The sequence below is a fragment of the Cochleicola gelatinilyticus genome (assembly GCF_001637325.1).
GTDB classification, from domain to species: Bacteria; Bacteroidota; Bacteroidia; order Flavobacteriales; family Flavobacteriaceae; genus Cochleicola; species Cochleicola gelatinilyticus.
This window is the reverse complement of sequence record NZ_LRXL01000026.1, coordinates 690,829-703,185: the sequence shown is the minus strand read 5'-3', so window position 1 is coordinate 703,185 and position 12,357 is coordinate 690,829. Positions and strand designations below refer to the sequence as shown.

12 protein-coding genes and 1 tRNA gene are annotated in these 12,357 nt (G+C 36.5%); 5 read left to right on the top strand and 8 right to left on the bottom strand.

The features are described 5' to 3' along the window. Positions 1 to 72: 72 nt before the first annotated feature. The 6 genes from ULVI_RS05185 to ULVI_RS05165 form a co-directional block, all read right to left on the bottom strand. Positions 73 to 621: a carboxymuconolactone decarboxylase family protein gene (locus tag ULVI_RS05185; RefSeq protein ID WP_068590415.1), complete on the bottom strand. Its 549-nt coding sequence runs from the start codon at positions 619 to 621 to the stop codon at positions 73 to 75. 65 nt (positions 622 to 686) lie between these two features. Further along, positions 687 to 1,250: a TetR/AcrR family transcriptional regulator gene (locus tag ULVI_RS05180; protein ID WP_068590413.1), complete on the bottom strand. Its 564-nt coding sequence runs from the start codon at positions 1,248 to 1,250 to the stop codon at positions 687 to 689. A 153-nt stretch (positions 1,251 to 1,403) separates the two neighbouring features. After that, positions 1,404 to 1,562, bottom strand: coding sequence for a hypothetical protein (locus ULVI_RS15415; RefSeq protein WP_157632573.1), 159 nt, complete (start codon positions 1,560 to 1,562; stop codon positions 1,404 to 1,406). Between the two features lie 12 nt (positions 1,563 to 1,574). Then, positions 1,575 to 3,674 carry a ferrous iron transport protein B gene (gene feoB / locus ULVI_RS05175; protein WP_068590411.1) on the bottom strand — a complete coding sequence of 700 codons (2,100 nt, stop codon included), beginning with the start codon at positions 3,672 to 3,674 and terminating at the stop codon, positions 1,575 to 1,577. A gap of 47 nt (positions 3,675 to 3,721) precedes the next feature. Continuing rightward, positions 3,722 to 3,949 (bottom strand): FeoA family protein, encoded by a 228-nt coding sequence (locus ULVI_RS05170; RefSeq protein WP_068590409.1) that lies wholly within the window; start codon positions 3,947 to 3,949, stop codon positions 3,722 to 3,724. 169 nt (positions 3,950 to 4,118) lie between these two features. Beyond that, complete coding sequence (locus ULVI_RS05165) at positions 4,119 to 4,784, bottom strand: SCO family protein (protein WP_068590408.1); 666 nt, start codon at positions 4,782 to 4,784, stop codon at positions 4,119 to 4,121. 225 nt (positions 4,785 to 5,009) lie between these two features. Here ULVI_RS05165 and rseP point away from each other — a divergent pair, with 225 nt between their 5' ends. The 3 genes from rseP to ULVI_RS05150 all read left to right on the top strand — a co-directional run bounded on the left by rseP (position 5,010) and on the right by ULVI_RS05150 (position 7,384). Further along, complete coding sequence (rseP, locus tag ULVI_RS05160) at positions 5,010 to 6,335, top strand: RIP metalloprotease RseP (protein ID WP_068590406.1); 1,326 nt, start codon at positions 5,010 to 5,012, stop codon at positions 6,333 to 6,335. Positions 6,336 to 6,470: 135 nt separating this feature from the next. Continuing rightward, positions 6,471 to 6,544: transfer RNA gene (locus ULVI_RS05155), tRNA-Asn, on the top strand. A gap of 138 nt (positions 6,545 to 6,682) precedes the next feature. Then, positions 6,683 to 7,384, top strand: a complete 702-nt coding sequence (locus ULVI_RS05150) for a TVP38/TMEM64 family protein (protein ID WP_068590404.1) — start codon at positions 6,683 to 6,685, stop codon at positions 7,382 to 7,384. 57 nt (positions 7,385 to 7,441) lie between these two features. Here the strand turns inward: ULVI_RS05150 and ULVI_RS05145 are convergent, their stop codons facing one another. Then, positions 7,442 to 8,416, bottom strand: a complete 975-nt coding sequence (locus ULVI_RS05145) for a hypothetical protein (RefSeq protein WP_068590402.1) — start codon at positions 8,414 to 8,416, stop codon at positions 7,442 to 7,444. A 118-nt stretch (positions 8,417 to 8,534) separates the two neighbouring features. Further along, positions 8,535 to 9,488, bottom strand: a complete 954-nt coding sequence (locus tag ULVI_RS05140) for an NAD-dependent epimerase/dehydratase family protein (protein WP_068590400.1) — start codon at positions 9,486 to 9,488, stop codon at positions 8,535 to 8,537. A gap of 113 nt (positions 9,489 to 9,601) precedes the next feature. Here ULVI_RS05140 and ULVI_RS05135 point away from each other — a divergent pair, with 113 nt between their 5' ends. Both ULVI_RS05135 and ULVI_RS05130 read left to right on the top strand, forming a co-directional pair. Next, positions 9,602 to 10,198, top strand: coding sequence for a hypothetical protein (locus ULVI_RS05135; RefSeq protein ID WP_068590398.1), 597 nt, complete (start codon positions 9,602 to 9,604; stop codon positions 10,196 to 10,198). Between the two features lie 67 nt (positions 10,199 to 10,265). Continuing rightward, positions 10,266 to 12,338: a M13 family metallopeptidase gene (locus tag ULVI_RS05130; RefSeq protein WP_068590397.1), complete on the top strand. Its 2,073-nt coding sequence runs from the start codon at positions 10,266 to 10,268 to the stop codon at positions 12,336 to 12,338. The last annotated feature ends 19 nt before the right edge of the window (positions 12,339 to 12,357 follow it).

Below are 12,357 nucleotides of genomic sequence, written 5' to 3'. Positions count from 1 at the left end.
TCTTCTGAAGGGTTTTAAGTTCTATGTGTAATTTCTGGAAATTAAAATTACTTAATAGTTAAACTTTACACCCTATTTAGTCCATGCAAATTTTTTAAAGGGTGCATCTACTGGCGTATTTGCAATATGATTGGTATAATTGCTAATTACTTTTTGAGAAAGTCCTAGGATGATTTCAAGTACCTGTCTTTCTTCATATCCTGCATCATAAAATGTTGTAAGATCTTCTTGAGAAACCTGACCTCGGTTTCGAACCATTTTTAATGTAAAATCATGTAAAGCCTGTAATTTTTTGGAAGGCATTGCGGTTTTGTTTCGTAGGGCATTTGATAATTCTGAGTCTACCTTCATCATATTTGCAATGGCGGTATGAGCTGGAACGCAGTAGTGACATTCATGCTCCACATTAATCGTTTGCCATACTACTGTTAACTCATCGTTGTTAAAAGAAGATTCGGTAAAAAGTTTATGGATTGTTTGATAGGCTTCGAGAATACCAGGAGCCCCTGCTAATACTCCATGTAATCCCGGAATCATTCCATTAGTTTTTAGTGACTGTTCTAATAAAGGCTTGCTTTGTTTTGGTGCAGATTCGATGTCGTGAATTTTTAATGTAGTCATGATTTAATTTTTTAAAGGTTAATGTTATCTAAACAATCGTTTAGCTATTAGGTAAAAAAAAGGTATTAAAGATTCTTAAAAATGATATTTATATAATTGTCAAGCTGTATTTTGTTAAATAATCTTGTAGCTGAAGAGAGACCGAACATAGAAACTATGAGGTAATCGGTCTGTTCTTTAATTGTTTTTTCATCTTTGGAAGTGTCTTGTCGTAACATTGAAGCAAATACTTCTTCTAGATGGTTCATAAAATTAGAAAGCACCTCTTTAATTTGTTGGTCGGAATCTGCTCTCATTTCGTTAGCAGTATTCGTAATTAAACATCCTTTGCGAAGTTCTGTTTCTTTAGAAAACTCGATAAAATCGTAAAAATATTCTTTGATAGCGTCAACACCTTTCGTAGAAGCTTTCAGCTTTTCAATAAGTTGATTGAGTTTCTCTTTATAGCATTTTAAACTTTCAACAAACACACCATTTTTGCTTCCAAAACTGGAATAAATAGAAAATTTATTAATGCCCATTTCTTTTTCGAGCATTTGCATGGAAGTAGTTTCGAAACCATTACGCCAGAATAAATTCATAGCTCTTTCGATTACCTCTTTTTCTATATATTCTTTTTTGCGTGCCATTACTTAATACGAAGCAAAACTAAACAATCGGTTAGAAACAATAATAGTATTAACAAAAATTTACAATCTTAAGGAATCTAATGAATAGGTAAAATATTGGAAACTAATTGCTTTGATAGAAAATTTGTACTTCTTAAAAAATAGAATTTTCTATTAATGGCATCCACAATCGTTCTTGCCGCACTTGGTTTGTCCACCATCTGCGGTAGCGGAAGCTTTTGTACGTGCTTCAAAGATAGGATTCCAGACAAATTTCTTTAGAATAAATCCAGAGGCAAGTATAAACGTGATAAAAACAAGTATTGTTTGCATAATACAAAGATATTATTTTAAAATTTGATAGGCGCCAAGGGCGACAACATAAGCGATTACCGTCATGGCGAAGAGTTGCCACATGGGCCATTTCCAACTGTTGGTTTCTCTTCTAACAATTGCCAACGTACTCATACATTGCATGGCAAAGGCATAGAAAAGTAATAACGAAACACCACTAGCAAAATTGAACAAAGGAGTGCCTAAAATAGGATTTACTTCGGCAGCCATTCGGTTTTTTATGGTTTCTTCTTCTTCACTTCCCACGCTATAGATAGTTGCCAATGTTCCCACAAAGACTTCTCGGGCAGCAAAGGAACTTACTATTGCGATTCCAATTTTCCAATCGTATCCTAATGGTTGTACTGCGGGTTCGATGAATTTTCCTGTAATTCCAATATACGAATGTTCTAATTTGTAAGAAGCTATTCGAGTATCGATCTCTTCTTCGGAAAGGTTTAAAGATGCGGATTCTTGTCGTACAATCGTTTCGGCTTCGTTAAATGTACCAGGTCCGTATGAAGCAAGCACCCACAGAATAATCGAAATTGCAAGAATGATCTTTCCAGCACCTAATACAAATGATTTTGTCTTTTCAATTACGGTAATAATTACATTCTTCGGCATAGGAAGTTTGTAATTGGGCATTTCTACCACAAAGAAGGTCTTACTTTTAATTTTTAAAATTCTGTCTAGAAGGTAAGCAGATAAGATCGCCGTTCCAAACCCGAGTAAATACAATAACATTAATGTTAACCCTTGATAACTAAAGATTCCTAGAACTCGTCCTTCGGGGATTACTAACGCAATGATAATAAGGTATACTGGAAGTCGTGCTGAGCAAGTGGTAAAAGGGGTTACTAAAATTGTTATGAGTCGTTCTTTCCAATTTTCAATATTACGGGTTGCCATGATCGCTGGAATCGCACATGCAGTTCCTGAAATTAATGGCACTACACTTTTTCCACTCAGTCCGAAGCGTCGCATGATACGGTCCATTAAAAATACCACACGACTCATATATCCCGATTCTTCCAAAATTGAAATAAATAGGAATAAGAAAGCAATCTGAGGAATAAAAATAACAATCCCTCCTAATCCAGGGATGATCCCTTCTGCAATTAAGTTCGTAAAATCACCTGGTGGCATCGTATTTTTCGTCCATTCACTTAATGAAGCAAAGGAAGAGTCGATAAAATCCATTGGATAACTGCTCCAGTCGAAAATTGCTTGAAAGATCAGCATTAAAATTCCGAAGAAAATAAGATATCCCCATACTTTATGCGTTAAAACACGATCTAAACGACTGCGAAGATCTTTGGCGTTTTCGGTATCTATTGTTAATGTTTCTTTTAAAACACCATTTATAAATTGATATCGGAGAATGGTTTCTTTTTGCTGTAATCGCTTCAGATTGCTTTTCGATTCGGTTTGAAACGACGCCACACCTTTTAATTCATTTCGGTCTAATTTTCCGAAGTTTACATCTTGGGTGATGACTAACCAAAGCTTATACAGTTCCTGTTTTGGGAATGCTTTCCGAAGCCTATCAAAATATTCGGGAGCAATTACTGAAGCATTTACACAGGGTTTAGTAGAAAGGTGGCCATAATTAGTGATCGCATTTTTTAATGCATCGAAGCCTGTATTTTTTCGCGAACTTACAAGAACTATTTTTGTTTCCAGTTTTGCTTCTAAGGCTTCAACATCGAGAGAAATGGCTTTTCGTTTCATGCGATCTGCCATATTCACTGCTAAAATAGTAGGGATTCCTAGATCTTTAATTTGAGTGAAAAGAAGCAGATTTCGTTTTAAATTTTCTACTTCGCTAACTACCACTGCGACGTCTGGAAAATCTTTATCGTTTTTGTTAAGTAATAATTCTATAACAACATTTTCGTCGAGAGATGAAGCGTTTAAACTGTAGGTGCCAGGTAAGTCTAGAATATGTCCTTTAAGTCCACGGTCTAACTTACAAACGCCTTGTTTTTTCTCAACCGTAATTCCTGGATAATTCCCCACTTTTTGATTCAGTCCAGTGAGCCGATTGAAAACAGAGGTTTTCCCGGTATTCGGATTTCCAATAAGTGCAACATTAATCTGCCTTGCCATAGTATCTGCCCGTAACGACGGGTAACTCTTTGTGCGTACCTGTTTCTTTATAAAATAATCTCTATTTCGATTTGTGCAGCCGTCTCCTTCCGAATGGCGAGATAGCTTCCATTGATGTTTAAATATAAAGGATCTTGAAAAGGTGCTGTTTGAACTAACGCTACTTCATTACCCGGAAGACATCCCATTTCTAATAATTTTAAAGGCACAACATCGACCGAAAATTCTTTAATAATCGCGCGTTCTCCCTTTTTTAATGTGGCAATGGTTCGCATTAAGTTTATTTAGATTCATTTTAAACAACGCAAAAGTAAGCGAAATACATGACCTGTAAAAAGAAAAGCGGTAAAACAATAGATTTGTACTGAGAGACTGAAGAACTTGCTAACTTTTACACTTTAATCTGTAGGTTTCTGCGGCTACTTAAAATTTAATTTTTACTACCTATTCTTCTTTTTTCAAAGTTTGAATGTCCTCAAGCAAGGTTTCTATTGCCAATGGGTCGGTACCGTCGTAAAAACCTCGAATGCGTTTTTTAGTGTCGACCAAAACAAAATTTTCGGTGTGAATTAAATCGCTTTTTTGGTATGGATTGTCTTTTGCTGCCAGATACGATTTTCGGGCAAGATCGTAAATTTGTTTTTTATCTCCGGTGACCAAATTCCATTTTGCATCGTTTACCCCTTTTTCTAGTGCATATTTTTTTAATTGTGCAACGGTATCTGTTTCGGGCATCACGGTATGAGAAAGTAAAAGTACTTCCTCATCGTTGTAAAGTTCTTCTTGAATTTCTGCCATATGGTTGGTCATGACAGGACAAATGGTCTGGCAGGTGGTAAAAAAGAAATCGGCAACATAGATCTTATTGGCGTAATCCTGTTGCGTAATTGTTTTTCCGTTTTGATTGGTCAATTTAAAATCGGCGATAGTATGGTATTTTTTTACATACTGAATGGTGGTGTCTACCAATTCTGCATTTACATCGTTGGGTTGGTATACTGGAAGTATTTTTACAGGCTTCAGAATAGTATAGATCACAGTAATAATGATGACTGACAGTATTAATAATACAATGGCGAAAAATTTATACCGGGAAAAGAACTGAAGCATTTGCGTATATTTTTAGCAAAATTACGACTCAAAACTTGATTCTACCACTTCCTTTTCATAAATGTTTTTACCCTTCCGAAGTAAAACTTTACATATTTTTTTAGCAAGGCTTAATACCGTACTTTTGTGCGTTCAAATTTTGAGCACGAACCTATAGTGTAATGCATGTGATTTTGGGTTCGGTTTTTGAAAAGAAAAAATAAAACCTATAAATACAAGTGTGCTATGAGTCCATTTGCCGTTAAAGCAATTCAGCTATTACTCAGCTTATCTATATTAATTGTGCTTCACGAATTGGGGCATTTTATTCCTGCAAAATTATTTAAAACTCGGGTCGAAAAATTCTACCTGTTTTTCGATGTAAAATTCTCTTTATTTAAAAAGAAAATTGGAGAAACGGTTTACGGAATCGGGTGGCTACCTTTAGGAGGTTATGTGAAAATTGCTGGGATGATCGATGAGAGTATGGATAAGGAGCAAATGGCGCAACCGCCACAACCTTGGGAATTTAGAAGCAAACCGGCTTGGCAGCGTCTTATTATTATGTTAGGGGGTGTGACCGTTAACATTATTGTGGGGATTGTAATTTATATGGGGATCTTTTATTTCTACGGAAAAGACATCGTAACCAACGATGATCTGCCAAAAGGTTTTGCAGTAGCAGAAGAATTTAGACAATACGGATTTGAAGACGGTGACAAAATTCTGAAAGTAAACGGAAAGGATTTTGAAGATGTGACCGATATTAATAAACATTTATTTCTTAGAGACATTGAAACCATCGAGGTTCTACATGCTTCGGGAGAAACTGAAGCAATCGCAATGCCAGAAGATATTGGTCCACAAATGTTCCAAAAAGATATTTTACGTCCGTTCGAGCCGATGCGTACTCCAGTGATCGATACGGTACTTGCCGATTATCCTGCTGCGAGTGCAGGGTTTTTAAAAGGAGATAGAATTGTATCGGTAAATGGCACAGATATAGAACATTGGCATCAATTTACAGCTAATGTAAGAAAGAATATAGATAAAGAAAGTTCTGTAGTAATAGCTCGAGGTGGGCAAACAGATACGCTTCTAGTTACTCCTAATGCAGATGGTATTGTGGGAATTAATAATTTCGGGAAAGAATATAGAGGGAAGTCAACACATCTCTCTTATGGTATTGGAGAGAGTTTTACTGCTGGAATCGATTATGGGTATAACACTCTTAAAGATTATGTAAAACAATTTAAATATGTATTTACAAGTAAGGGAGCTACTCAAGTAGGTGGATTTGGAGCTATTGGAAATCTGTTTCCAGATACCTGGAATTGGGTTAGTTTTTGGGAAACCACGGCATTAATATCTATTATCTTAGCATTCATGAACATATTACCTATTCCTGCCTTAGATGGAGGACACGTAATGTTTTTACTTTACGAAATAGTTTCAGGAAGAAAGCCTAACGATAAGTTTATGGAGTATGCACAAATGGTAGGTTTCTTCTTATTAATTGCTTTGGTATTGTTCGCAAATGGGAATGATATTTACCGCTGGTTGTTCGAATAACTAAAAGTTGTAAAAAAAACAGAAAACTTTTTGCGACACATTAAAAATAATTTATATTTGCACCCGCCTACAAACCAATACACCGGTTTGGAAGCAAGCTGAAAGGGTTTTCCCTTTTAATTTTCTATATGAAATTCCTCTTTAGCTCAGTTGGTTAGAGCATCTGACTGTTAATCAGAGGGTCCTTGGTTCGAGCCCAAGAAGAGGAGCTGAAAAAATCCCGATCTACTTTTAGGTCGGGATTTTTGTTTTTAAAACCTTTTATGGAAGGATTTTTAACTTCTAGGAATTCCTCCAATTTTTTTGCTTCAGATAATTTATTCAATTTTGCATAGGATCTATGAGATATGGAAGAAACGAAGACATCTAATACTACTCAAAAAAGTAAACTGCCGCTATATCTTTCGTTATTGCTGCTTTTAGGCTTGGTTTTAAGCTATTTTTTTATTCCTTCTGTAAAAGAGTTTTTCAATGAAGCTTGGGAAGTACTTACCAGTGACGATAATGCCCGAATTGAAAATTGGGTGAGTGATTTTGGCTGGATGGGACCCGTAGTTCTTGTTTTGGCAATGGTTGCTCAAATGTTTTTATTGGTTATTCCCTCACTCGCCCTGATGGTGGTCTCAATTTTAGCATACGGACCCTTTTGGGGAAGCCTTATTGTAATTGTTGCTGTGGTGACAGCTTCTTCGGTGGGTTATGCCATTGGAACGTACCTTAGTGAAACGCTTGTAAAAAAACTTATTGGAGCTACTACCGAAAAGAAAATCGAAAAATTCATTGAAGCTTATGGCTTTTGGGCTGTGGTGATTACTCGTATTAACCCTTTCCTTTCTAACGACGCCATAAGTTTTGTAGCAGGAATCTTAAAAATGGGATACTGGAAATTTATAGGGGCTACCCTTCTGGGAATTGCCCCTCTAACTCTTTACATTGCTATTATTGGAGAAAACACAGACCGCCTTAAACAAGGCTTACTATGGAGTTCTTTAGTTAGTTTGCTTGTTTTTGGAGGCTATATTTGGTGGGACAAGAAAAAGAAGAAATAAATTGTAATAAAAAAAGCCGCAATAAATTGCAGCTTTTCTTTGGTTAGTTACAATAGTTTAATCTTCGGGGATTACATCGCCTTGATAATAATAATTAGCGTACTCATACTCGGAAGTAGTAGCACCATGATTAGCAATGGTAGTTGCTCTTACTGGAAGGTTATTAGCATTAAATTCATAAGAATAACTATTACTAATTGCTCCAGAGTCTGTAGTTCCCCAAAACGATTGTGTTCTGTTGTTTTCAGAAATAATATAGGGGAGAGCGTAATTTTCATCTGTAAAATTTTGCGATAAAAACCCAAAAACATATACTAAGTTAGTGGTCCCATTAAAGAGTGGGTTTACAGTATTGTCATACTGAAAATTACTTGCTACACCACTGTCGTTTCGCTGTGTAATATTATTGTTTCCATCGTATGTAAACGTAAGAAAATTTAGAGGACTGCACGTTCCTGTGTCTACAGTTCCTCCTCCAAACAAGGTGTCTGTTCTTAGAGAACCTTCAAAAAAGCAGTACTGTGCAATTGGGTTGCTAGGGTCTCCATACCAGAATTGATTATACGAATAATCATATGTCCTAGTACCTCCATCCATATAGGGTCCAATAAGTTCGTAACTAGATCCTTCAGAATAATGTTCCTCTATTGAATCATATTTAAAAGTACGATCTCCAAGAGTTAAAATTTTATCTTGATCATCATATACCAATTCATTTCCTTCCAATAGAATTCCATCGAGATCTACTTTGTTAATGGCAATAAGTTTGTTTGTAGCGTCGTAGCTAAAATTCCATGTAAAGTTTAAGGAGACTTCATGTGACTGTATAAAACGTCCTTCCGAATCGAAATAATATTTCATAATAATATTTTCCTCAGCGTCCCGAACATGATATTCGGCCATAACAGTAGACGAATTTAAGGGTGCTTCAAGTTGTTGATTTTCGGAAGTTTGTTCTTGAACCAGATCTTCGTTTGGTTCACACGAAAAGAATGCTAGCGCACAGGCTAACAGCAGGGGTAATTTTTTCATAAGTTGGTTAAATTTGGGATGGCAAATGTAGGAAAAATTCTTACATTTCAAAATATTTTATAAAATAAATTTCATAAAATCAGTATGTTACCAAATTGTTAACCCACTTTCATGTAAATTATGATGAATAGGTATCTCGAAGATTCTCTAGCATTATTTCGGTCATTTCATCTAAAGAAACATGATGTTTCCAGCCCCAGTCTTTACGTGCATCAGAATCATCGATACTTTGTGGCCATGAATCGGCAATGTCTTGCCTAAAATCAGGCTCGTATTCGATTGTAAATTCGGGAATGTGTTTTTGAATGCTGGCAGCGACTTCTTTTGGGTTAAAGCTCATTCCAGAAAGATTGTAAGCGTTACGTATTTTAATTAAAGCTGCATCCGCTTCCATAATACCGATGGTCGCTTTAATAGCATCATCCATAAACATCATAGGTAAAGTGGTGTCCTCGTCTAAAAAGCAAATGTATTTTTTATGCTTGAGGGCTTTATGATATATATCCACTGCATAATCGGTTGTGCCACCTCCGGGTAGGGTTTTATAGCTTATTAAGCCTGGGTATCGAATGCTACGCACATCTACGCCGTATCGTTTATGATAGTATTCGCACCAGCGTTCTCCAGTTTGTTTGCTAATACCATACACAGTAGAAGGCTCCATTACAGTATGCTGGGGCGTCATCTCTTTAGGGGTAGTTGGACCAAAGACAGCAATACTTGAAGGCCAAAAGATCTTGTCAATTTTATTCTCTCTAGCTAAATTAAGTACATTAAATAATGAGGTCATATTTAAGTTCCATGCTTTCATAGGAAATTTTTCAGCTGTGGCAGATAGCATGGCGGCCATTAAATACACTTCGGTAATTTCATAAGTAATAATTACATCCTGCACTGCCTCATAATCCATTGCATCCAATACTTCAAAAGGGCCACTCTCCATTAATTCGTCGCTTCCTTCATTTATATCACTGGCAATCACTTTGTGACCTCCGTATTTTTTCCGAAGAGCTGCTGTTAATTCAGTTCCGATTTGTCCGGAAGCGCCAATAATCAAGATCCTTTTTTTCATAGATTGTACGAATTTTAAGTGGGTAAATATAGGCATTCAAACCTTAATTATTTCTAAAAGAAAGTGGCTGTATACCATTAATTCCTATATTTGCGCATCTTAAAATCCTCGGAATGAAGTGGCTATTGCCGTTGTGTATTGGTATTTCTTTTTTAATTTTTGCTTGCGATACTTCTTCGGAATCTAATGAAGAAAGTCAAGAAGTTGCAAACGACTCCACAATTGTCTACGGAAAAAAAGACTTTCTGTTCCCGCAACTTACTGAAACTGCAGAGGCTTTTGTAAGTAGCTGGGGTGTTTACACAGATTTCGAAACTGAAGCAAAAGCGATTAACGGAAGAGATTTAGAACAATTAAAATCTGGCACAGACAGACTCTTGGCTAGAACAGATTCGCTCTCAAAAAAAATTCCAGATACACTTTTAAGTCAAGCTATTATTTCTCGAATTACAGTTGCTAAAACAAGAGCTTCACTTGTTCATCAAGAGGCACACAAAGTACGTGTAGATTCAGCTGCATTGGTAGCATCAATTCATGAGATGAATATGGCTACAAAAAATCTAATCGTTCAAATCAACGAGAAGTTTAAAAAAGATGATATTGACCTTCAGCGAAAGGAAAGCGAAAAAGAAGAACTTAAAAAGCAGCAAAAGTTTTTAGATTCTGTATATAAAGCAGAACTTCAAGATAAAAAGAACGATACTTTGTAACAAAATAGAATTATATCTACCAATACCAAATAGTAACCAATAACCAGAATTTTTCAAAAACAATACAATGAAAAAAAACAGTTTTAAATCGATCTTTTCGATTGCAATTCTTACCGTGGCTGTAAGTGCTTGTAATGAGAAAAAAGACACAAAAATGGCTGCTGCCGAAACAGAAGAAAGAGGGATTATTCTTTCTAATATGGATACAACAGTAAATCCGAAAGAAGATTTTTACAACTTCGTAAATGGAAGTTGGATGAAGAATACTGAAATTCCAGAGGATCAAGATCGTTGGGGTGGATTTAATGTGCTTCGTAAAAAAACCGATAAAGATGTTTTATCTATTCTTGATAAAGCAGGTAAAAGCGGGAACTATGCTGCCGATACAGATCAGGCGAAAGCATTAATGATCTTCAACTCAGAATTAGACACTGTTGCTAGAAATGAGGCTGGTATTAAACCCCTACAACCGGCATTAGATAAAATTGACGGAATTAACTCTATAGAGGATTTTCAACGTGTTATGACCGAAGATGCTGTGGCAGTCTCACAACCTTTTATTGGAGTGGCTGCTTTTTCAAATCCGAGTAATAGTGCCATGAATTCGGCATATATTACACCGGGAGGTCTTGGATTACCCGATCGTGATTTTTATACCAATACAGACGCTAAATCGGTAGAGATTCGTACTAAATATGTTGACCACATAACAAGAATGCTTCAGTTTATTGGAGGTTCTGAAGAGGATGCGCGAAAACAAGCGGAGCAAATACTTGCTTTCGAAACAAAATTGGCAATTCCAAGGTTAGATAAAGTAGCAAGTCGTGATTTTAGAAATTTCAACAACCCACGTTCGTTAGAGCAGGTTCAGGAAATGGTGCCACAAATTCAATGGAAGAAAGCTTTTAAAGACATGGGTGTAACCAAAGAACTTGATACGGTTATTGTAATGCAACCAAAATATATGGAAGTTGTAAAAGGAATGATGGCAAATCCCGATTTTGATATGTGGAAATCTGTAATGCGCTGGGCTACTTTAAATAGTGCTACCGGAATGCTTACCACAGAAATTCAACAAGCAAATTGGGACTTCTATAGTAAGTACCTTAAAGGAAGTAAGAAACAACGCCCTGCAGATGAGCGTGCGTTAGCAACTGTTAATGGTAGTGTAGGAGAAGCTTTAGGTAAACTATACGTAGATGAAATGTTTCCGCCAGAAGCGAAAGTAAAAGCAGAGGAAATGATTAGTAACGTGATCGCCGCTTACAAAGACAGAATAAAGAATCTTGACTGGATGAGTCAAGAGACCAAAACAAAAGCGATAGAAAAACTTGATAAATTTACCGTAAAGATCGGATATCCAGACAAATGGAAAGATTTTTCAAGTATGGCTGTTAAAGAAGGAAATAGCTATTACGACAATATGGTAGCGGTAAGCGAATGGGGTTTAAAAGAAAATCTTGATAAGATCGATGAGCCTGTTGACAGGACCGAATGGGGAATGTCTCCACAAACGGTGAATGCGTATTTCAATCCGTTTAATAACGAGATCGTATTTCCTGCAGCAATTTTACAACCTCCTTTTTACGATTATAAAGCAGATGCAGCGGTAAACTACGGTGGAATTGGAGCTGTGATTGGTCACGAGATATCGCATGCTTTCGATGATAGTGGTTCACGATTTGATGCAGAAGGAAACTTAGTAAACTGGTGGACACCAGAAGATCTTGAGAAATTTACAGAACGTGGAAATAAACTTGCAGAGCAATACAGCAGTGTTGAGGTTATGGACAGTGTTTTTATTAACGGTAAATTTACTTTAGGTGAAAACATTGGTGATGTTGGAGGTCTTTTAGGAGCCTACGACGGACTACAACGCTATTACGCAGAACACGGAAGACCTGAAGATATAGATGGGTTTACTCCAGAGCAACGATTCTTTATGAGTTGGGCAACAGTTTGGAGAACCAAACAACGTGATGAATACCTACGCACACAAATTAAAACAGACCCACATTCTCCAGGACGTTACAGAGCGACCGAGCCATTAAAAAACATAGATGCTTTTTACGAAGCATTCGATATTAAAGAAGGTGACCCTATGTACGTAGCTCCAGAAGACCGAGTACGTATTTGGTAATACATTCAAATTTTAAATA

What these genes read in the sequence shown, in the direction of transcription:
- ULVI_RS05180 (WP_068590413.1), bottom strand. Translation starts at nt 1,250, where the DNA reads ATGGCACGCAAAAAAGAATATATAGAAAAAGAGGTAATCGAAAGAGCT.
- feoB (WP_068590411.1), bottom strand. Translation starts at nt 3,674, where the DNA reads ATGGCAAGGCAGATTAATGTTGCACTTATTGGAAATCCGAATACCGGG.
- ULVI_RS05130 (WP_068590397.1), top strand. Translation starts at nt 10,266, where the DNA reads ATGAAAAAAAACAGTTTTAAATCGATCTTTTCGATTGCAATTCTTACC.
- ULVI_RS15415 (WP_157632573.1), bottom strand. Translation starts at nt 1,562, where the DNA reads ATGCAAACAATACTTGTTTTTATCACGTTTATACTTGCCTCTGGATTT.
- ULVI_RS05145 (WP_068590402.1), bottom strand. Translation starts at nt 8,416, where the DNA reads ATGAAAAAATTACCCCTGCTGTTAGCCTGTGCGCTAGCATTCTTTTCG.
- ULVI_RS05135 (WP_068590398.1), top strand. Translation starts at nt 9,602, where the DNA reads ATGAAGTGGCTATTGCCGTTGTGTATTGGTATTTCTTTTTTAATTTTT.
- ULVI_RS05150 (WP_068590404.1), top strand. Translation starts at nt 6,683, where the DNA reads ATGGAAGAAACGAAGACATCTAATACTACTCAAAAAAGTAAACTGCCG.
- ULVI_RS05165 (WP_068590408.1), bottom strand. Translation starts at nt 4,784, where the DNA reads ATGCTTCAGTTCTTTTCCCGGTATAAATTTTTCGCCATTGTATTATTA.
- ULVI_RS05140 (WP_068590400.1), bottom strand. Translation starts at nt 9,488, where the DNA reads ATGAAAAAAAGGATCTTGATTATTGGCGCTTCCGGACAAATCGGAACT.
- ULVI_RS05185 (WP_068590415.1), bottom strand. Translation starts at nt 621, where the DNA reads ATGACTACATTAAAAATTCACGACATCGAATCTGCACCAAAACAAAGC.
- ULVI_RS05170 (WP_068590409.1), bottom strand. Translation starts at nt 3,949, where the DNA reads ATGCGAACCATTGCCACATTAAAAAAGGGAGAACGCGCGATTATTAAA.
- rseP (WP_068590406.1), top strand. Translation starts at nt 5,010, where the DNA reads ATGAGTCCATTTGCCGTTAAAGCAATTCAGCTATTACTCAGCTTATCT.